We start from the raw sequence: 20241 nt of genomic DNA on the forward strand, positions 1-20241 counted from the left end.
GGGGCGCCCCCGCCGCCCGCCCGTTTCTCCCCTATTTTTTTCGTGGTGTTCTCGGGGGGTTTCGGCCTTTCGGCGCCCCCCCCCCGCCCGCGGGGCCCCCCCCCCCCGGGGGGGCCGGGGCGCCCCGCCCCCACCCCCACCTCCGACGGCCCCCACGCCGCGCGAGAGAGGCTTCCCCCATGCTGCACACCCCGTACAGCACTCCCCCACCCGCCAGGAGGCGGCCGTCCGCGGCGCAGGCCCGGCTGGCCGCCCTCGTCGGTTTCGTCCTGGTCATGGCGCTGGCGCTGGTGGCGGCGCCGCGGACGGCGCACGCCGCCGATCCCGTCCTGCTCTCGCAGGGCAAGCCGGCGACCGCGTCCTCCACCGAGAACGCCGGCACCCCCGCCTCGGCGGCCGTCGACGGCGACGACGGCACGCGCTGGTCCAGCGGCTTCGCCGACCCGCAGTGGATCCAGGTCGACCTCGGCTCCAGCCAGGCCGTCAGCCGGGTCGACCTGCACTGGGAGGCGGCCTATGCGAAGGCCTTCCAGATCCAGACCTCGGCCGACGGCACCAACTGGACCGGCATCTACTCCACCACCACCGCGACCGGCGGCAGCCAGTCGCTCGACGTGACCGGCACCGGCCGCTACGTCCGGGTGTACGGCACCCTGCGCGCCACCGGTTACGGCTACTCGCTGTGGGAGTTCCGCGTCTACGGCGGCACCTCGGGCGGCGGCACCGGCGGCACCACCGGCGGGGGCGGCACGCCGGGCACGTGCGGCAACTCCGGCGCGGCCACCGGCAAGCCGGCCACCGCCTCGTCCACGCAGGACACCGGCACCTTCCCGGCCTCGGCCGCCTTCGACGGGAACACCGGCACCCGCTGGTCCTCGGCGGCGTCCGACCCGCAGTGGATCCAGGTCGACCTGGGCTCGGCGCAGGACGTCTGCGGGGTGACGCTCAACTGGGAGACGGCGTACGGCACGGCCTACCAGATCCAGACGTCCGCCGACGGCACCGGCTGGAGCACCGCCTACTCCACCACCGCGGGCAAGGGCGGCGTGGAGACGCACGACTTCACCGCGCACACCCGCTACGTGCGGGTGTACGGCACGCAGCGCGCCACGCAGTGGGGCTACTCCCTGTGGGAGGTGCAGGTCCTCTCGCCGGGCGGCGGGGAGACCGAGCCGCCGGGCGGCGGCACGGGCGGTGACGGCGGCAACGGCGTCTGCCCCTGGGTGGGGTCGACGGCGCCGGTCGCCGACCGGGTGGCGCAGGTGCTGTCGCACATGACGCAGGCGCAGAAGCTGACGTTGCTGCACGGCAACGGGCAGGCGTACCCCTACATCGGCAACACCGACGCGATCGCGCCGCTGTGCATCCCGGCGCTGGGCTACCACGACGGCCCGAGCGGGGTCGGCGACGGCTTCGGCGGGGTGACGCAGCTGCCCTCGGCCGTGTCGTCGGCGGCGACCTGGGACACCGCGCTGCAGAAGCAGTACGGCACGGTGGCCGGCAGCGAGTTCGCGGGCAAGGGCGTGGACGTGGCGCTCGGCCCGACGATGAACATCGTGCGCGACCCGCGCTGGGGCCGGGCCTTCGAGACCTACAGCGAGGACCCGTACCTGAGCGCCCAGATGGCGACCGCGGGCATCCAGGGCATCCAGAGCCAGGGCGTGATGGCACAGGCCAAGCACGTCGCGGTCTACAACCAGGAGACCAACCGCAACGGGCCGGCCGACAACGCGATCGTCGACCAGCGCACGCTGCACGAGATCTACCTCCCGGCCTTCCAGGCGGCGGTGAGCAAGGGGGCGTCGGCGTCGGTGATGTGCGCCTACTCGACCGTCAACGGCGTGTACGCGTGCCAGAACGCCGACCTGCTGAAGAAGGGCCTCTACCAGGAGGCGGGCTTCAACGGCTTCGTCACCAGCGACTGGGGCGGCGCGCACTCCACCGTGGACGCGGCCAACAACGGCATGACGGTGGAGATGCCCGGCGGCTACTTCTACGCCGACTTCCTCGCGCAGGCGGTGGCGAACGGGCAGGTCAGCCAGGCGACGCTGGACACGATGGTGACGCGGGTGCTGACGCAGATGTTCGCCTTCGGCGTCTTCGAGAAGCACAAGACCGGCAACCGCGACTCGGTCGTGACCACGGCCGCGCACCAGGCCACCGCCCGTCAGGTCGCCGAACAGGGCTCGGTGCTGCTGAAGAACGCCGGCAACGTGCTGCCGCTCTCGGGCGCGAACGCCACGTCGATCGCGGTGATCGGCCCGGACGGCGGCGCGGGCGTGCGCAGCGTCGGCGGTGGCAGCGCCACCTCGACCAGCTCGGGCACGGTCGCGCCGATCGACGCGATCAGGAAGCGGGCCGGCACGGGCGCCTCGGTGACGTACAGCGACGGCACGGACGTCACCGCGGCCGTGAACGCGGCGCGGGCGGCGAGCGTGGCGGTCGTGTGCGTCGGCTACGGCGAGAACGAGGGCACCGACCAGGCGGGCATCGACCTGCCGAACAACCAGAACGCGCTGGTGCAGCAGGTCGCCGCGGCCAACCCGAACACGATCGTGGTCCTCAACACCGGCTCCGCGGTGACCATGCCGTGGCTCGGCCAGGTCAAGGGGGTGGTCGAGGAGTGGTACGCGGGCCAGGAGGTCGGCAACTCGCTGGCGGCGCTGCTGTTCGGCGACGTCAACCCGTCCGGCAAGCTGCCGGTGACCTTCCCCGCCTCGCTGGACGACGTGCCGGCGCACACCGCGGCGCAGTGGCCGGGCCAGGGCAACGTGCAGTACAGCGAGGGCCTGAAGGTCGGCTACCGGTGGTACGACGCGCAGAACATCACCCCGCTCTTCCCGTTCGGCTTCGGGCTGTCCTACACGTCGTTCTCCTTCTCCGGGCTCCAGGTGGGCGCTCCGGACGGCAACGGCAACACGACGGTCAGCGCGACCGTCACCAACACCGGCAGCAGGGCGGGTGCCGAGATCGCCCAGCTCTACGTCGGCGACCCGGCCTCGACGGGTGAGCCCGCCAAGCAGCTCAAGGGCTTCCAGCGGGTGGACCTCCAGCCGGGGGCCGGCGCGAAGGTGACGTTCACGGTGAGCGCGCACGACCTGGCGTACTGGAACACCTCGTCGTCGTCCTGGACGACGGCGGCGGGCGCGTACCAGGTCATGGTCGGCGACTCGTCGCGGAACCTGCCGCTGACCGGCACGCTGAACGTCGCGACGGCGGCGAGCGCCCGGACGGTCGGCGCGACGGCGACCGCCGGGGCGTCGGTCACCGTGGCCAACCCGGCGGGCATGAGCAGCCCGAAGGGCACCGCGGTACGGCTGCCGGTCACGGCGGTGTCCTCCACGGGTGCGGCTCCGGCCTTCAGCGCCGCGGGCCTGCCGGCCGGACTGTCGATCGGCACGGACGGTGTGATCTCCGGGACGCCGACCGCGAAGGGCACCAGCACGGTGAGCGTGACGGCCTCGGACGGCAGGGGCGCGGCGGACACCGCGACCTTCGTCTGGACGGTCACCTGAACGGGTGATGCGGGCCGGGGCCCGGCGCCGGGCCCCGGCCGGTTGTGAAGATCCGGCGTACGTGCCACGGGATTCTGCCTCCCCAGGGGTGAAACCGGCGCCCCATGGGGAGGCAGATGTACATGACAACACGGAGCCGGGCGGGCTCAGCGGCCGAACCACACGGTCGTGACGTTGCAGAACTCGCGGATGCCGTGCCCGGACAGCTCGCGCCCGTAGCCGGAGCGCTTGACGCCGCCGAACGGGAAGGCCGGGTGCGAGGCCGTCATGCCGTTGAAGAAGACCCCGCCGGCCTCCAGGTCGCGCACGAAGCGGCGCTGCTCGTCCTCGTCACGCGTCCAGACGTTGGAGCTGAGCCCGAAGGGCGTGTCGTTGGCCAGCGCCACGGCCGCGTCCAGGTCGGGCACCCGGTAGAGCGTCGCGACCGGCCCGAAGGCCTCCTCGCGGTGGATGCGCATCCGGTCCGTCACCCCGGACAGCACCGTCGGCTCGTAGAACCACCCGTCCGGCTGGGCCTCGGGCCGGCGGGCCCCGCACAGCGCCTCGGCGCCCTGGTCCAGCGCGTCGGCGACCAGCTCCTCCAGATCCGTCCGGCCCTGCTCGGTGGCCAGCGGGCCGACGTCGGTGGACAGGCTCGTCGGATCCCCGACGCGCAGCGCGCTCATGGCGCGGGTGAAGCGCTCGGCGAAGCGGTCGTGGACGTCCGCGTGGACGATGAAGCGCTTGGCCGCGATGCAGGACTGCCCGTTGTTCTGCACCCGCGCGGTGACGGCGACCTCGACGGCGCGGTCCACGTCCGCCGACGGCATGACCACGAAGGGGTCGCTGCCGCCCAGCTCCAGCACCGTCTTCTTGACCTCGTCGCCCGCCACCGAGGCGACCGCGCGCCCGGCGCCCTCGCTGCCGGTGAGGGTCGCGGCGGCCACCCGCGGGTCGCGCAGCACGTCCTCGATGGCGCCCGAGCCGATGAGCAGCGTCTGGAAGCAGCCGGCCGGGAAGCCCGCGCGGTGGAAGAGGTCACCCAGGTAGAGGGCGGTCTGCGGGACGTTGGAGGCGTGCTTGAGCAGCCCGGTGTTGCCCGCCATGAGCGCGGGCGCGGCGAACCTCACCACCTGCCACAGCGGGAAATTCCACGGCATCACCGCGAGCACGACGCCCATCGGCCGGTAGCGGACGTACGCGCGGCTGCCGCCGCTGTCGGCCACGTCGGCGGAGTCCGGGTGCTCGTCGGCGAGCAGCGCCTCGGCGTGCCCGGCGTACCAGCGCATCGCCTTGGCGCACTTGGCCGCCTCGGCGCGGGCCGCGGCGAGCGTCTTGCCCATCTCCAGCGTCATGGTGCGCGCGATCTCGTCCTGCTCCTTGTCGAGCAGGTCAGCCGCCGCGCGCATCAGCCCGGCCCGGTGGGCGAAACCGGTCGTCCGCCACTCCCGGAAGGTGTCGTGCGCGGCGGCGATCCGCCGCTCGACCCCGGCCGCGTCGAGAGCGTCGAAGGTACGGACCGTCTCCCCGGTCGCGGGGTTCACGGTGGCGATCGCCATGCTGCTCCTCCTCCTGCCGCGGGCCTGACCGGGCGGGCGCGGCGAGCCGGCGCCCACCTGGCGCGGGTACCCGCGCGGGGGCGGTCCATGCGGCGGTGCCGGCATCCTTCCCGCCGGCGCCGCCCGCCACTCCCGGCCGGGCCCGGGCGGCACCCGCCCGGCGCAACGGCGCGGGGTCCCGGTCGCCCGTGCGGGTGAACCGCACGCCGTCTCCCGGCGGCGACGGGGAGCCGACCGGCAGCGTTCATTCCCTGGTAACGCGCGCCACATCAGCCACCGTTTCTACGCGCGCAGAATCTCTCCCGCACCCCCACCCACCGCCCCCCACCTGGAGGTTGACGGATGCCCGGCACACGTAACCCGCACCCGCGCCGCAGGGCCGCGCTCGCCGCGACCGCGCTCCTGGGCGCCGCCGCCCTGGCCGCGGCCGGTGTCGCGACCGGCAGCGCGCACGCCGCACCCGCACCGGCCGCCGCCGCTCCCGCCGCGACGGCGGCGCACCGGGTCCTGTTCGACAACACCAAGGCCGAGACGGCCGGCAACGCCGACTGGATCATCAGCACCAGCCAGCCCGACCCGCTCGCCCAGAACGGCTCTCCCAGCAAGGAGACCGACTGGACCGGCGCGCTCTCGTCCTGGGGCGTGGCGCTGCAGAAGGCCGGCGGCTACAGCCTCGCGACCCTGCCGTCCGGCCGCACCATCACCTACGGCAACAGCTCCAACGCACAGGACCTGAGCAACTTCGACACCTTCGTGCTGCCCGAGCCCAACGTGAAGCTCACCGCCGCGGAGAAGAGCGCCGTGATGACCTTCGTCAGGAACGGCGGCGGGCTGTTCCTGATCTCCGACCACAACAACAGCGACCGCAACAACGACGGCTGCGACTCGCCGTGCGTGATCAGCGACCTGCTGACGAACAACGGCGTCGACAACACCGACCCCTTCGGCTTCACCGTCGACAAGCTCGACATCGGCACCGACAACCCGCGGGCCGTGAGCGACTCCGCCAACCCGGTGCTGCACGGCCCGTTCGGCACGGTGACCGGCAGCATCCTGCGCGACGGCACCACCTTCACGCTCAACCCGTCCGACAACTCCGCCGTCAAGGGCCTGCTCTACCGGACCGGCTACTCCGGCAACACCGGCGCCTTCTTCGCCACCAGCACCTTCGGCAGCGGCCGGGTGGCGATCTGGGGCGACAGCTCCCCCGCCGACGACGGCACCGGCCAGTCCGGCAACACCCTCTACGACGGCTGGAACGACCCGGCCGGCACGGACGCGGCGCTCGCGCTCAACGCCACGGCGTGGCTGGCCGGCTCCGGCGGCACGGCGACCACCCCGCCGACCACTCCCCCGCCCTCCGGCGGCACCTGCACCGCCCGCCAGCTGCTCTCCGACCCCGGCTTCGAGTCGGGCGGCTCCTCCTGGTCGGCGAGCAGCGGCGTGATCAACAACGACAGCGGCGAGGCGGCGCACAGCGGCTCGTACAAGGCCTGGCTCGACGGCTACGGCACCGCGACCACCGACACGCTCTCCCAGTCGGTCGCCGTCCCCGCCGGCTGCTCCGCGCAGCTCAGCTTCTACCTGCACATCGACACCGACGAGACCGGCAGCACCGCCTACGACACGCTCAAGGCGCAGGTGCTCAACTCCTCGGGCACCGTGCTGAGCACGCTCGCGACGTACACCAACGCCGACGCCGCCACCGGCTTCACGCAGCGCTCCTTCGACCTCAGCGGCTACGCGGGCCAGACCGTGACGGTGAAGTTCACCGGGACCGAGGGCTCCAAGCTCCAGACGTCCTTCGTCATCGACGACACGGCGCTCACCGTGAGCTGAGCGCGGCCCCGCCCGGACGGTGTCAGACGCCGTCCGGGCGGGGGCCGCCGGCGGCCGGCTCCTGCCCCTCCCCGCCGTCCCCGCCGTCCCCGCCGTCCCGGCCGTCCCCGTGGTCCGCCGGGCCGAACTCGCACCACACCGCCTTGCCGTCGCCACGCGGCTCGACGCCCCAGCGGACGGACAGCGCGTCGATCATCAGCAGCCCGCGCCCGGACGTCGCCGCCTCGCCCGGCGAGCGGCGGCGCGGCCACGCGCTGGAGCGGTCCTGGACCGTCAGCCTGATGCGGCGGACCGGCTCCGGCAGCACCTCCAGCGTGAGCACGGCGCCGCCCTCGGTGTGCAGCAGGACGTTCACCAGCAGCTCGCCGGCCGCCAGCTCGACGTCGTCGGCCAGCTCGGCCATCCGCCACCCGGCGAGCGTCTGCCGCAGCGCCACCCGCGCCTCGGCGAGCCCCTCGGGATCGGCCTGGTGGACGTAGGAGTGCATACGCGGTGCCCGGCCCGTGCCCGGATCGGGGTCGCGGCGCACCACCAGCAGCGCCACGTCGTCCTGCGAGCCCCAGCGCTCCCACAGGTTGCCTGCGAGGTGGTCGGCGAGCCCGTCCGCGTCCTGCGGGCCCTGCCGCACCGCCTCGGCCAGCGTGTCCATGCCGACCGTGATCTCCTCGCCGCGCTCCTCGACCAGCCCGTCGGTGCAGAAGACCAGGGTCTCGCCGGGGACCAGGTCGAGCCGGGTCTCGGGAAACTCGTGCATGTCCACGGCGGTGGCCACGCCCAGCGGCAGACCGCCGCGCACGTGGGGCCAGCCGGTGCGGCCGTCCGTGTGCCGGATCAGCGGGCCCAGGTGCCCGGCGCGCACCGCGCGCACCGCGCCCGTGGCGAGGTCCAGCTCGGCGTAGCTGCACGTCGCGAAGCGCTCGGTGTCCAGCTCCGCGAGGAAGCGGGAGGCGCGGGCCAGCACCGTCGCGGGGGCGTGGCCCTCTGCGGCGTAGGCGCGCAGGGCGATCCGCAGCTGGCCCATGACGGCCGCCGCGTGCGTGTCGTGGCCCTGGACGTCGCCGACGACCAGGCCGACACGGTTCTGCGGCAGGGCCACCACGTCGTACCAGTCACCGCCCACCTCCCGGCCGCGGGAGGCCGCGTGGTAGCGCACCGCGATGCCGACGCCGTCGAAGCGCGGGATGTCGCGCGGCAGCATCGCGGACTGCAGCCCGGTGGCGAACTCCCGCTCGCGGTCGAAGAGCATCGCGCGCTGGAGGGACTGCGCCACGATCGCGGCGAGCGACGCGTACAGCTCACGGTCGTCGTGCCCGAACTCCCGCTCCTCCCGGTAGAACAGCCCGAGCGCCCCGATGGAGCGGCCCTGCGCGATGAGCGGCAGGAAGGCCGCGGAGGCCATGCCCGATGCCGCGAAGTACGCGCGCGCGGCCGGAAAGCGCTCGGCCAGCTTGTCCAGGGAGGAGGCGAAGCGCGACCGCATCGTCGTCACCACGTCGTCCAGCGGCAGCGACCCGTCCGAACGCCGTACGGCCAGCTCGCCGGTCCACGGGTGCGGGGCGCCGGTGCTCCCGAGGACCCGCAGGTTGCCGCCCTCGACGAGGGCCAGCAGCATCGCGTCGGCGCCGAACCGCTCCAGTCCGCCCGCGCCGGTGACCACGGCGGTGACGTCCTCGACCGTCACCGCGCGGGACAGCGCCTCGGTGGTCAGCCGCACCACCGGGGCGAGGTTCCCCCGCGCACCGTCCGCCACCCGGCTCGCGGGCATCTCCGTCGCCTGCACGTCGGGGGTCTGCGCCAGCTCGTCGGTGGCGTCCCGGACGATGCCGACGATGCGGTAGGCGTTCCCGCGGGTGTCCCGCAGGATCGTGCCCTGGGTGTGCGTCCACTGCCTGGCGCCGTCCCGCCGGGTGATCTGGAAGTAGCCGCCGTAGCTGCGCATGCCCGACTGCAGGGCCCGGCGCAGCGCGTAGTCCACCCGGGAGCCCTCCTCGGGCGCGACGCGCAGCACCAGCGACTCGGGGCGCATGTCGAACTCGCCCGGCCGGAAGTCGAAGACCTCCAGACCCGCGTCGTCCAGCTCGAAGCGGCCGCGGTCCAGGTCCCAGTCGAAGCTGCCCATGCCGTTCAGGGCCAGCCGCTCCCCGAGGCCGATCTCCGGCTCCGGGGGCCGGTCCGCCTCCACTACGGGCCCGACCCGCGGGTCGTACCCGCTGCGGGCCGGCGGCTTGCTCGCGCTCACTCACTCTCCGGGGGGCTGGTGACTGCGGTGCGCCTGGTTGTCCATTATGCCCCGAATGACGGATTCACTACGAGGGCGCCTCCCGCGGACCGGACGGGCGGGGCCGAGCGGCGGGCCGCAGTCACCGGGGGCGGCAGTCACCGGGGGCCGGGGGATTCCGGGCGCCGCGGGCCCGTGGGCGCGAGGAAGGCGAGGGAGACCAGGCCCGGCGGGGCGCCGAGCGGGACGGGGGCCCCGGCCCCGGGGAAGCGGTCGACCAGCTCGTCGAAGACGCGGTACGCGCTCGCGGCGTCACGTGCCGTGACCACGACCTGCACCACGCCGGGCTCCCGCAGGCGTTCCCAGTCCTCCCGCACCCTTCCGCTCCTCTCCCCGGGGTCGTTCCGCCGGGAGGGACCGCGGGGGGCCGGGACCCAGTTGCAGCCGCCGGCCGGTTTCACCCCCACGGGAGCGCGCGCGGGGTGCGCGGGAGGGCGCGCAGTATGCCGGACGGGGGCGCGGGCTGCATGGGCGCGCGGGGGGCGGGTACGCGAAGGGCGACCGGAACGCGACCCAGGGAGCCAGTGATGACCACACCGTTCCCCGACACCTATCCGCCGGTGCCGGTGCCGCCCGAGGAGCCGGTGCCGGGTCCGGACCCGACACCGACACCCGAGCCCCATCCGGTCCCGGGACCGGTGCCGACGCCGCCGTCACCGACACCTCCGGCGCCCGTGCCGCCGAGGCCCGAGCCGACCCCCCAGCCGGGGCCGCCGCCGATCGACTGAGGGCACCGCGGGGCTTTCCGGGATTTCCGGAAAGCCCCGCGGCATGCGTGCGTGTCGTATCTGCAATCGAACGCACCACTCGTTCGGGTGTGTTTCGAAAATGCGCTCGACCATTCATCATTCAGGTCGATAATCCGCATGTATCGCGAGCATGACATCTCATAACACCGCAGGTGAGCGCGCCGCATGACGCAGGACCCCCGCGGCCCTTGCGCGGCCCCGCCGGCCGTCTCCGCAGGACGGTCACAATTCCTCCGCGGGATGATCCACCATGGGTCCCCGGAACACGGCAGCAAAAGCGCCGTTGCGAGTGGGAGCACGCCGATGGGGAATCGGCTGCTGCCGGGGGAGAAATTCATGGGCGCAAGTGTGCGTGCCGCGGCCGTGGCGACCGCCGCGGCACTGGTCGGCCTGGTGGCCGTGCCGTCCGCGGCGAGGGCCGCGGTCCTCACCCCGCGGGTCGACCTGCGGGTGCTGGTGGTCGACGACGGAGGGCCGGCCACCGCGGCGGTCACCGCGGAGCTGGACGGCGCGGGGACCCCGTACACCACGGTGGACCTGGCGGCCGCGGGGCGGCCGGTGATCACCGCGGGCTTCCTGAGCGACACCGTCGCGGGGCGGCCCCGGGCGAAGTTCCAGGCCGTGGTGCTGCCGAACGAGAACCCGTTCGGCGCCGGCTCGGCCGAAACGGCGGCGCTGGCCGCGTACGAGGCGTCGTACGGCGTCCGGCAGGTCGACGCCTACACCTACGCGTCGCCCGCGGTCGGGCTGGACTACGCGCAGAACGGCGGCTACATCGGCCGGCTCGACGGCGTCCGGGGGCAGGTGACGGCGCAGGGTGCGGCAGGTGACTTCGGCTACCTGCGGGGGGCCGTGCCGTTCGAGGACAACGACCCCTCCCAGGCGGAGAGTTACGGCTACCTGGCGTCGCCGCTCGCCGACCAGGCCGCGGGCGCGTCCTTCACGACGCTGGTGGACGCGCCCGTCCCGGGCAGCACGCGGCGCGGCGTGCTCGTCGGCCAGTACACCCACGACGGGCGCAGCGAGCTGGTGCTCCCCTTCGTCTACAACCGGTACCAGCAGCAGTTCCGGCTGCTGGCCCGCGGCATCGTGGAGTGGATGACGCAGGGCGTCCACCTCGGCGCCGACCGGAACTACTTCGAGGTCCAGGTCGACGACGTCTTCCTCGCCGACGACCGGTGGAACGCCACGCTCGACTGCACGCCGGGCGACGTCGACTGCCCCGTCGGCACCGGCGCGGACGGCGACCCGATCCGGATGACCGCGGACGACGCCGCCTACGCGAAGCAGTGGTCGGCCGCACACGGCTTCACCTTCGACTTCGTCTTCAACGGCGGCGGCAGCGAGGACTGGAAGTCCGACCACGGCGCGAGCACCGACCCGCTCGCCACCCGGCTGCTGGCCGACGCGGGCAGCTACCGCTGGGTCAACCACACCTATCTGCACCCCTTCCTGGGCTGCGTCCAGGACGTGACCGTGGTGCCGTGGCGCTGCGCGACCACGGCGGACGGCGCCACGCGGTGGGTCAGCAGGGCCGACATCACCGCCGCCGTCAAGGACAACCGCTCCTGGGCCGCCTCCCACGGGCTGTCCCTGGACGGCTCCGAGCTGGTCACCGGCGAGCACTCCGGCCTGAAGGTGCTGCCGCAGCAGCCCGCCGACAACCCGAACCTCGCCCCGGCGCTCAGCTCGCTCGGCGTGAAGTACCTCGCGAGCGACAATTCCCGCGAGCCGGACCAGCGGACGGTGGGCCCCGCGGTCACCGTGCCGCGCTTCCCGATGAACGTCTTCTACAACGCGGGCACCGCGCAGGAGGAGACGGACGAGTACAACTGGATCTACACCGCGGCCGCCGAGGGCGGCAGCGGCGCGTGCACCACGTCCGGCAACTCCACGTGCCTGCCCGCGCCGCTGGACCCCGCGACCGGCTACGCCTCCTTCATCGTGCCGCTGGAGGCGCGCATCGACCTCGGCCACGTACTGGGCAACAACCCCCGCCCGCACTTCATCCACCAGTCGAACCTCGCCGAGGACCGCATCGCCTACCCGGTGCTGGAGCGCGTCCTCGGCGACTACGCGGGCCTCTTCGCCGCGAACACCCCGGCGGTGAACCTGCGCACCGCGGACATCGCCACCGAGCTGCAGCGCAGGGCCGCATGGAGCGCGGCGTGGAAGGGCGGCAGGGTCACCGCCTACCGGATCGGCGGCACCGTCACCGTGAGCGCGCCCTCCGGCGTGCAGGTCGACGCGACCGTGCCGGCCGGCACCCGGCAGACCCAGCTGCTGGGCTCCACCGCCTTCGGCACCGCCTACGCGGGCCGCAGCTCCGGCTGGGCCCAGCCCGGTCTGCTCCAGGCCGCCGTGACGCTGGTGCTGCCCTCCGCCGCCGTGCCCGCCGCCGCTCCGGCGCCCGCCCCGCGCACCGCGGTACGGCTCGCCGCGCCGGCCGGGCGGCTGCCGGTGCCGCGCGGCGTCACGGACGCCGTGCCGGCAGGCCCGGGCGACAGCGCCCGCGGCTGAGCGGCGGGGCGCCCGGAGCCGCACCCCGGGCGCGCCCGCCGCCGGGCGCCCCGTCCGCCCGGGCCCCCGCGGCCCCTTCCACCGCAACGCCGCTACGTCCCACCGCCCTCGCGCCCGGCCCGTACCGACCCGTCCAGGGGGACACCACGTCATGCACGCAACTTCCGGCCTGCCCGCGGCGCGTCTCGCGCACGTGACGCTGCTGACCGAGGGAACGTACCCGCACAGCGCGGGCGGGGTGAGCGTCTGGTGCGACCAACTGGTCCGCGCGATGCCCGACGTCGACTTCCGCGTCGTCGCCGTCACGGCCACCGGCGGCGAGCCGCCCGCCTGGGACCTGCCCCGCAACGTCACGGCGCTGGACGAGCTGCCGGTGTGGGGCGCCACCCCCGCCGGACGCGAGCCGCGCGGCCGGGACCGGCGCGCGCTGCTCGACGCGTGGGAGCGGCTGCTGACCGCGCTGCTCGCCGAAGGCGGCGGCGACGACGAGCTGTTCGGGCCGGCGCTGTACGAGCTGGGCGGCTGGGCGCAGGCGGGCACGCTGTCGGCGGGGCTGCGCTCCGAGGCGGCGGTACGCGCCCTGGCCCGGCTGTGGCGGCGGCCCGGGACGGACGCCGCGGCGGCCCGGCCCAGCCAGTACGACGCGCTGACCGGCACCGACCTGCTGGAGCACGCGCTGCGCCCCCTCGCCGCCGCCCCGCCCACCGGCGTGGCGCACGCGGTCAGCGGCGGTCTCGCCACGCTGCCCGGACTGCTCGCCCGGCACCGCGAGGGCGTGCCGCTGCTGCTCACCGAGCACGGCGTCTACCAGCGCGAGCGCTACCTGGGCCACCGCACCGCCCCCTACCGGTGGCCGGTCAAGTCGCTCATGCTGCACTTCTTCCGGCTGCTCGCCCGCGAGGCCTACCGGCACAGCGCGCTCGTCACCCCGGGCAACCGCTACAACCGGCGCTGGGAGGAGCACGGCGGTGCGGCCCCGGACCGTGTCCGGACCGTCTACAACGGCGTCGATCCCGCGGCCTTCCCCGTCGCCGGGCCGGAGCCGGAGGTGCCGACGCTCAGCTGGGCCGGGCGGATCGACCCGATCAAGGACCTGGAGACGCTGATCCGCGCCTTCGCGCTGGTCCGCGAGGAGATACCCGAGGCGCGGCTGCGCGTCTTCGGCGGCACGCCGCGCGGCGGCGAGGACTACCGCGCGCGCTGCGAGGCGCTGGCCCGGGAGCTGGGGGCGGGCGGCGCGGTGAGCTTCGAGGGCCGCGTCGACGACATCCGCACCGCCTACGCCGCAGGGCAGGTGGTGATGCTCTCCAGCATCAGCGAGGGCTTCCCCTTCACGCTCATCGAGGCGATGTCCTGCGGGCGCTGCACCGTCTCCACGGACGTCGGCGGGGTCCGCGAGGCGGTCGGCGACACCGGCCTGGTCGTGCCCCCGCGCGACCCCGCCGCGATGGCGCTCGCCGCCCTCGCCCTGCTGCGGGACCCGGCCCGCCGCGCCGCGCTCGGCGAGGCCGCACGGAACCGGGTCATCGACCAGTTCACGCTGCGCCGCACGATCGAGTCCTTCCGCGCCATCTACGCCGGCCTCTCCGCCGCCGGACCGCTCCCGTCCCGCAGTTGTGCCGGGGTGACCTGGCTGCCGCGCCTGTGGCACCCGTCCGTGCCGTCCCCCGCGACCGCACCCGCCGCGGAGGGCACGGCATGAGCGGCGCCGTCCCCTTGGGCGCGGCCGCCCACCCGGGCGCGGCGGCGCGGCCGGCCACCCCTCCCGGGTGGGCGGCGGGCGACCCGGACGCCGCGCTCGCGGACCTCGCCGAGCGCCTCGGCGACGACTGCGCGGGCGCCGCGCACGCCGAGGAGATCGCCGCGCTGCTGGAATCCGAGGGGCTGACGGACGAGCAGATCACCGGCCGCTACCGGCACCGCGACCTCTTCTCCCTCGCCGAGGCGCTCTTCGCGCGGGTGCCGCGCGCCTACCCCGAGCCGGAGCCCGCGCCCGACCCCTGGCGCACCGGCCTGCCGCGCTGCGTGCTGCGCGGCCTCACCTTCGCGCTGCCCGGCCTCGGCTACCTGCTCGGCGCCCGGTGGGCGGACGGTCCCCGGGGCCCCTTCGGGGTGACCGCGGCGGTCGCGGGATGGGCCGCGGCGGCGCTGGTCAGCTGGGGCTGGAACCAGGCCCTCGCGCACCGCGCCGGGCTGCTGCTGCTCGCCAACCGCCCGCGGGACGCGGCCTGGTGCCTGCTCCTGGGCGGGGCCCTCGGCGTCCTCCCGGCCGGGGCCGCCGCGCTCGCGCTGACCGGCACCGCCCGCCCGGCCGCGCCGCTGTTCGCGCTCGGCCAGGCGCTGTACACGGCAGCGGCCACCGTGCTGCTGGTCCTGGGCCGCGAACGCCTCCTGCTGTACGTCCTGGCCCCGCTCGTCGTGGCCGCCGTCCCCGGCGCGGAGGTCCTGCCCGCCCCGGCGGCCGCCGCGCTGCTCGCCGCCACGGTGGGGGCCGCGCTGGCCGCCGCCGTACGGGCGGGGCTGCGCGCGGGCGAAGCGCCGCCGGCCGGCCGGGGCGGGGCTCCCGTGCCGCTGCTGCGGTCGGTGCCGCTCGGACTCGGGGGCCTGGCCGCCGGGGTGCTCGTGATCGCGGCCGCGCTCGCCGGGGAACTGGTCGGGGCGCTCACCGTGAGCATGGGAGTGGCCGAGTGGCTGCTCTTCCGCTTCCGCAGCCGCTGCCTGTCCGCGCTGCGGGCGACCGGGGTCGCCGAGCGGCTGCTCGCCCGGTCGTGGCGGGTGCTGGCGCGCTGCCTGGGCGCCTACGCGGCCACACTCACCGTGCTCGCGGCCGTGGAGTCCGCGGCGCTGCCGGGGGCGGCCGCGTGGAGCGCGCCGCACCTGGGCGTCCTGCTGGCGCTCGGCTGCGCGCTGTGGCTGGCCCTGCTGCTCCAGTCCTGCGGGCGGCCGTGGACCTCCGCCGCCGTCCTGTCCGCGGCCGCCGCGACCGCGCTGCCGCTGCTGGCCGCGCACGCCGGCCCGCCGGGCGCGGTGCTCGGCCTGGCGAGCGCGGGCGCCGCGGCCGCGCTGCTCGCGGCCGCCACGACCGTCACCGCGCGTGTGACCACCCACCGCTGACCCGCACACCTCCCGCGCCCCTCCCCCTGCACACCACCGAGGAGATCCACCGTGTCCACCGCAACTCCCGCCGCCGTCACCGGCGCCGAGGGCTTCATCGGCTCGCACCTGGTCGAGGCGCTCGTCGCCGCCGGCCACCCGGTGCGGGCGATGGTGCAGTACAACTCCTTCTCGTCGCACGGCTGGCTGGACGAGCTGCCGGCCGGCGTGCGGGACCGCGTCGAGGTGGTGATGGGCGACGTCCGCGACCCGGGGTCGGTACGCGAGCTGGTCGCGGGCTGCGACACCGTCTACCACCTGGCCGCGCTCATCGCCATCCCGTACTCCTACCGCGCGCCCCGCAGCTACGTCGACACCAACGTCACCGGCACCCTCAACGTCCTCGAAGCGGTGCGGGAGTCGGGCGCCGGACGGCTCGTGCACACCTCGACGAGCGAGACGTACGGCACCGCGCAGACGGTGCCCATCACCGAGGACCACCCCATCCGCACCCAGTCCCCGTACGCCGCGTCCAAGGCCGCCGCCGACCGGCTGGTGGACAGCTACCACGCCAGTTTCGGCACCCCCGTGGTGACGCTGCGGCCCTTCAACACCTACGGGCCGCGGCAGTCGATGCGGGCGGTGATCCCCACGGTCATCGGCCAGGTGGCCGCGGGGGAGCGGACGGTGACACTGGGTGACCTGCGGCCCACGCGGGACTTCCTGTTCGTCGAGGACACCGCCGCCGCCTTCCTCGCGGTCGGCACCGCGCCGGCCGAGCGCGTCGTCGGCCGGACCTTCAACGCCGGTACGGGCGGTGAGATCTCCGTCGGCGAACTCGTCACGCTCATCGGCACCCTGATGGACGCCGACCTGGCCGTGCTGGAGGACCCGCAGCGGCTGCGCCCGGCCGGCTCCGAGGTGATGCGGCTGGTGTGCGACGCGACCCGGCTGCGCGAGGCGACCGGCTGGGCGCCCGCCCACCGCCTCGACGAGGGCCTCGCCCGCACCGTCGGCTTCTTCCGCGACCCGGCACACCTCGCGCGCTACCGGACCGCCGCCTACAACGTCTGACGCCCCGCCATCTTCCCGTTCGCGAACCACCCCTTGGGGGACCCACCATGCACGCTGTCATCCTCGCCGGCGGCAAGGGCGTACGGCTGCGGCCGTACACCACCGCGCTGCCCAAACCGCTCGTGCCGATCGGCGACAGCCACGCCATCCTGGAGATCGTGCTCCGGCAACTGGCCGGCGCCGGCTTCCGGAGCTGCACGATCGCCATCGGCCACCTCGGCAACATCATCCGCGCCTACGTCGGCGACGGGTCGCAGTGGGGGCTCGACGTCGGCTACGCCACCGAGGACAGCCCGCTCGGCACGATGGGCCCGCTGCTGACCATGCGCGACAGCCTGCCCGAGCACTTCCTGGTGATGAACGGCGACATCCTCACCGACCTCGACTTCGGGCAGCTGCTGCACGGCCACCGCGGCTCCGGTGCGCCGCTGACGATCGCCACCTACCGGCGCAGCGTCACGATCGACTTCGGCGTGCTCACCACGGACGAGGGGCAGGTGGTCGGCTTCACGGAGAAGCCGAGCATGAACTACCGGGTGTCGATGGGGGTCTACGGGGTCTCCCGGAGCACCCTCGCCCGCTACACCCCGGGCCTGCCGCTCGGCTTCGACGAGGTCGTCCTCGACCTGCTCGGCGCGCAGCAGCCGCCCCGCGCCCACGACTTCGACGGCTACTGGCTCGACATCGGGCGCCCCGACGACTACGACCGGGCCAACGCCGAATTCAGCAGCCTGCGCCCGCTGCTGCTGAAGGGGGCGTGAGGGGGTGCGCAGGATCCTGGTGCTCGGCGCCCGCGGCTTCCTCGGCGGACCGGTGGCCGCCCGCCTCGCGGCGGAACCGGACGTGACCGTGCTGCACGGCAGCCGCCGCGGGGCCCCCGGCGAGACGGCCGGGCCCGACCTCGGCGTCGACCTCGGCTCCGTGCCGGTCGACCTGCTCGCCGCCGCGCTCGCCGGGCTGCGCCCCGACGCGGTGGTCAACTGCGCGGGCCTGGCCGCGGGTCCGGCCAGCGCCCTGGCCGCCGTCAACGCGCGGGGCGCGGCGGCGCTCGCCGAGGCCGTGGCGGCGGCCGTACCGGAGGCCCGCCTCGTGCACCTGGGCTCGGCGGGCGAGTACGGGCCCGGGCGGCCCGGCGAGCCGCTCGCCGAGACGTCCCCCGCCCGCCCCGCGGGGGTGTACGGGGCGACGAAACTGGCCGGCACCCTCGCGGTGACCGGCTCCGGCCTGGACGCCGTGGCCCTGCGGGTGTTCAACCCCGTCGGAGCCGGGGCGCCCGCGTCCGGCCTGCCCGGACGGCTCGCCACCGCCTTCCGCACGGCGCCGCCCGGCGGCGCCGTGCGCACCGGCGACCTGGGGGCGTACCGTGACTTCGTGGACGTGGCGGACGTTGCGGAGGCGGTGGCCCTCGCCGCCACCGTGCCCGGCCCGCTCCCCCCGGTGCTGAACATCGGCTCCGGCGTCGCCACCCAGGTGCGCGACATGGTCGCGGAGCTGGCCGCGCGGTGCGGCTTCACCGGCCGCGTCGACGAGACCGGAACGGGCTCAGAACGCTCGGCCGCCGTCTCCTGGGTCCAGGCGGACATCTCGCTGGCCGCCACCGCCCTGGGCTGGCGCCCCGCCCGCACCCTCCACGACTCCCTCGCGGCCCTCTGCCGGGCCGCCGCCCCCGCGGGAGCGCGGCCGTGACGCCGCCGGGCACGCTGCTGGTGCCGCTGTACGTCCACCCCGCCGTCGACCCGGACGCCTGGCGCGCGCTGGAACGGGCGGCCGGGCGCCTCTACGGAGTGGTGCTCAACGTCGCCGACGGCCCCGGCCACGGCGTGCCGGACACCGCCTTCGCCGCCGCGGCCCGCCGGCTGCGGGCGGCCGGGATCCGGCTGTTCGGCTACGTCGACACCGGCTACGCCACCCGGCCCGCGCAGGACGCCGCCCGTGACGTGCGGCGGCACCGGGACTGGTACGGCGTCGGCGGCGTCTTCCTCGACCGCGCCGCCGCCGGGCGCGACCGCCTCCCCTACTACCGGCGCCTCGCCCGGGCCGCCCGGCTCGGCGGCGCCCGCACGGTCGTCCTCAACCCCGGGGTGCACCCCGACCCCGCGTACACCGGCGTCGCCGACCTGCTCGTCACCTACGAGGGCAACTGGACGGACTACGCGGCCGCCGCCGTCCCCGGCTGGACCGCCGCCCACCCCCCGGCCCGCTTCTGCCACCTCGTCTACGAGGTCCCCGGCGACGCCGCCGCCCGTGACGTGGCCCGCACCGCCGCCCGCCGCGGCGCCGGCGTCCACTGCGCGGTGCCCGGCGCCCCGCCCAACCCCTGGCAGCACACCCCCGCCCTCCCGGAAGCGGCATGACCCGGCGGGCGTGGGCATGGCTCGCCGCCGCGGCGGCCCTCCTCACCGCGTGCACGGCGGGCGGCGGCACCGACGGGCACGACGACCGGGCCCCGGCGGGGCGCTGGCAGCCGCGGCCCGGGATCGCCTGGCAGTGGCAGCTCAGCGGCACGCTCGACGAGAGCGTCGACGTACCCATCTACGACATCGACGGCTTCGAGAACGACACCGCCGCCGTCACCCGGCTGCACGCCGCCGGGCGGCACGTCGTCTGCTACGTCAACGCGGGCGCGTGGGAATCCTTCCGGCCCGACGCCGACGACTTCCCCACCGACCTCCTCGGTCGCGGCGACGGCTGGGACGGCGAACGCTGGCTCGACATCCGCGCCCTCGGCCGGCTCCGCCCTCTCATGGCCGCCCGCCTCGACATGTGCCGCAAAAAGGGCTTCGACGCCGTCGAGCCCGACCTCCTCGACGGCTACGCCAACACCACCGGCTTCCCCCTCACCGCGGACGACCAGCTCGCCTACAACCGCATGATCGCCGGCCTCGCCCACGACCGCGGCCTTGCCGTGGCCCTGAAGAACGACCTCGCCCAGGTGCCCGCGCTGCTCGCCGACTTCGACTTCTCCGTCGACGAGCAGTGCGCCCAGTACGGCGAGTGCGAGCGGCTGACACCCTTCGTCGACGCCGGGAAAGCCGTCTTCCACGTCGAATACGACCTGCGGACCGACCAGTTCTGCCCCGCGACCCGGAAGCTCGGCTTCAGCTCCATGCGGAAGCGCTTGGCGCTCGACGCATGGCGGGACCCGTGCTGAGCCCCTTCCCGGGGCGCGCCCGACGACCACCGTCCCGGTGGGGTAGTTGCCGTTGGCCGGTCCACCCGCCCGCGGGGACGTCCCGGAGGGGGAAGATGCCGCCGCCGGACCACCCGCCCGCCGGAGGGCGACACCGCCCCGGAGGGTAGTTGCCGCCGCCATCGGACCACCCGCCCGCGGGGGCTGGTCGCGCAGTTCCCCGCGCCCCTGCGGGGCGCCCTCCCCCGCGGTGTGATCACTGCTCTCAACGCGCGGCCGGCGGAGGGCGCCGAGCCCGTCATCCCGGCCGCTGATGGAGTGCGTGCAGGTCTCCAGGCCCCTCCGCCTCCGCGACCTGAGCGCCGCTCTCAACACGCGGCCGGCGGAACCGCACCGAAGGCGCCGCCACCGGCGCTGGTGGACTGCGCGGGTAGCCGGGCCCTGCGGGGCGCCCTCCCCCGCGGTGTGATCACTGCTCTCAACGGGCGGCCGGCGGAGGGCGCCG

13 protein-coding genes are annotated in these 20241 nt (G+C 75.2%); 10 read left to right on the forward strand and 3 right to left on the reverse strand.

The features are described 5' to 3' along the window. Positions 1–179: 179 nt before the first annotated feature. Positions 180–3515 (forward strand): glycoside hydrolase family 3 C-terminal domain-containing protein, encoded by a 3336-nt coding sequence (locus ACH4SE_RS07460; RefSeq protein WP_398542352.1) that lies wholly within the window; start codon positions 180–182, stop codon positions 3513–3515. A 146-nt stretch (positions 3516–3661) separates the two neighbouring features. On the opposite strand, the gene ACH4SE_RS07465 is transcribed toward ACH4SE_RS07460, so the two are convergent. After that, on the reverse strand, positions 3662–5053 hold the full coding sequence (locus tag ACH4SE_RS07465; protein WP_398542353.1) for an NADP-dependent succinic semialdehyde dehydrogenase: 1392 nt from the start codon (positions 5051–5053) through the stop codon (positions 3662–3664). A 342-nt stretch (positions 5054–5395) separates the two neighbouring features. Here ACH4SE_RS07465 and ACH4SE_RS07470 point away from each other — a divergent pair, with 342 nt between their 5' ends. After that, positions 5396–6892 (forward strand): hydrolase, encoded by a 1497-nt coding sequence (locus ACH4SE_RS07470; protein ID WP_398542354.1) that lies wholly within the window; start codon positions 5396–5398, stop codon positions 6890–6892. A gap of 22 nt (positions 6893–6914) precedes the next feature. Here ACH4SE_RS07470 and ACH4SE_RS07475 read toward each other — a convergent pair whose 3' ends face one another. Both ACH4SE_RS07475 and ACH4SE_RS07480 read right to left on the reverse strand, forming a co-directional pair. Next, complete coding sequence (locus ACH4SE_RS07475) at positions 6915–9074, reverse strand: SpoIIE family protein phosphatase (protein WP_398542678.1); 2160 nt, start codon at positions 9072–9074, stop codon at positions 6915–6917. 194 nt (positions 9075–9268) lie between these two features. After that, positions 9269–9487 (reverse strand): hypothetical protein, encoded by a 219-nt coding sequence (locus ACH4SE_RS07480; RefSeq protein ID WP_398542355.1) that lies wholly within the window; start codon positions 9485–9487, stop codon positions 9269–9271. A 768-nt stretch (positions 9488–10255) separates the two neighbouring features. Between ACH4SE_RS07480 and ACH4SE_RS07485 the strand changes: the two genes are divergently transcribed. The 8 genes from ACH4SE_RS07485 (at position 10256) to ACH4SE_RS07520 (ending at position 19757) form a co-directional block, all read left to right on the forward strand. After that, positions 10256–12439 (forward strand): hypothetical protein, encoded by a 2184-nt coding sequence (locus tag ACH4SE_RS07485; RefSeq protein ID WP_398542356.1) that lies wholly within the window; start codon positions 10256–10258, stop codon positions 12437–12439. Positions 12440–12590: 151 nt separating this feature from the next. Then, a complete protein-coding gene (gene pelF, locus ACH4SE_RS07490) occupies positions 12591–14141 on the forward strand; it encodes a GT4 family glycosyltransferase PelF (RefSeq protein WP_398542357.1) in 1551 nt (516 codons plus the stop codon). Beyond that, positions 14138–15553, forward strand: coding sequence for a hypothetical protein (locus ACH4SE_RS07495; protein WP_398542358.1), 1416 nt, complete (start codon positions 14138–14140; stop codon positions 15551–15553). The genes pelF and ACH4SE_RS07495 overlap by 4 nt, the downstream gene beginning before the upstream one ends. A 51-nt stretch (positions 15554–15604) precedes the next feature. Further along, entirely contained in the window at positions 15605–16606 is a 1002-nt protein-coding gene (locus ACH4SE_RS07500; RefSeq protein WP_398542359.1) for an SDR family NAD(P)-dependent oxidoreductase, read from the forward strand. A 47-nt stretch (positions 16607–16653) separates the two neighbouring features. Beyond that, positions 16654–17367, forward strand: coding sequence for a nucleotidyltransferase family protein (locus tag ACH4SE_RS07505; RefSeq protein ID WP_398542360.1), 714 nt, complete (start codon positions 16654–16656; stop codon positions 17365–17367). 4 nt (positions 17368–17371) lie between these two features. Then, a complete protein-coding gene (locus ACH4SE_RS07510; RefSeq protein ID WP_398542361.1) occupies positions 17372–18292 on the forward strand; it encodes an NAD-dependent epimerase/dehydratase family protein in 921 nt (306 codons plus the stop codon). After that, complete coding sequence (locus ACH4SE_RS07515) at positions 18289–18960, forward strand: spherulation-specific family 4 protein (protein WP_398542362.1); 672 nt, start codon at positions 18289–18291, stop codon at positions 18958–18960. The genes ACH4SE_RS07510 and ACH4SE_RS07515 overlap by 4 nt, the downstream gene beginning before the upstream one ends. After that, positions 18957–19757, forward strand: a complete 801-nt coding sequence (locus ACH4SE_RS07520) for an endo alpha-1,4 polygalactosaminidase (RefSeq protein WP_398542363.1) — start codon at positions 18957–18959, stop codon at positions 19755–19757. Before ACH4SE_RS07515 ends, ACH4SE_RS07520 begins: the two co-directional genes overlap by 4 nt. Positions 19758–20241: the final 484 nt, after the last annotated feature.

It is taken from the genome of Streptomyces sp. NPDC020983 (assembly GCF_044333485.1).
In the GTDB taxonomy this organism is placed as follows: Bacteria; Actinomycetota; Actinomycetes; order Streptomycetales; family Streptomycetaceae; genus Actinacidiphila.

Coding starts and splice junctions, on each gene's coding strand:
- ACH4SE_RS07460 (WP_398542352.1), top strand. CDS start 180: ATGCTGCACACCCCGTACAGCACTCCCCCACCCGCCAGGAGGCGGCCG.
- ACH4SE_RS07465 (WP_398542353.1), bottom strand. CDS start 5,053: ATGGCGATCGCCACCGTGAACCCCGCGACCGGGGAGACGGTCCGTACC.
- ACH4SE_RS07470 (WP_398542354.1), top strand. CDS start 5,396: ATGCCCGGCACACGTAACCCGCACCCGCGCCGCAGGGCCGCGCTCGCC.
- ACH4SE_RS07485 (WP_398542356.1), top strand. CDS start 10,256: ATGGGCGCAAGTGTGCGTGCCGCGGCCGTGGCGACCGCCGCGGCACTG.
- pelF (WP_398542357.1), top strand. CDS start 12,591: ATGCACGCAACTTCCGGCCTGCCCGCGGCGCGTCTCGCGCACGTGACG.
- ACH4SE_RS07495 (WP_398542358.1), top strand. CDS start 14,138: ATGAGCGGCGCCGTCCCCTTGGGCGCGGCCGCCCACCCGGGCGCGGCG.
- ACH4SE_RS07505 (WP_398542360.1), top strand. CDS start 16,654: ATGCACGCTGTCATCCTCGCCGGCGGCAAGGGCGTACGGCTGCGGCCG.
- ACH4SE_RS07520 (WP_398542363.1), top strand. CDS start 18,957: ATGACCCGGCGGGCGTGGGCATGGCTCGCCGCCGCGGCGGCCCTCCTC.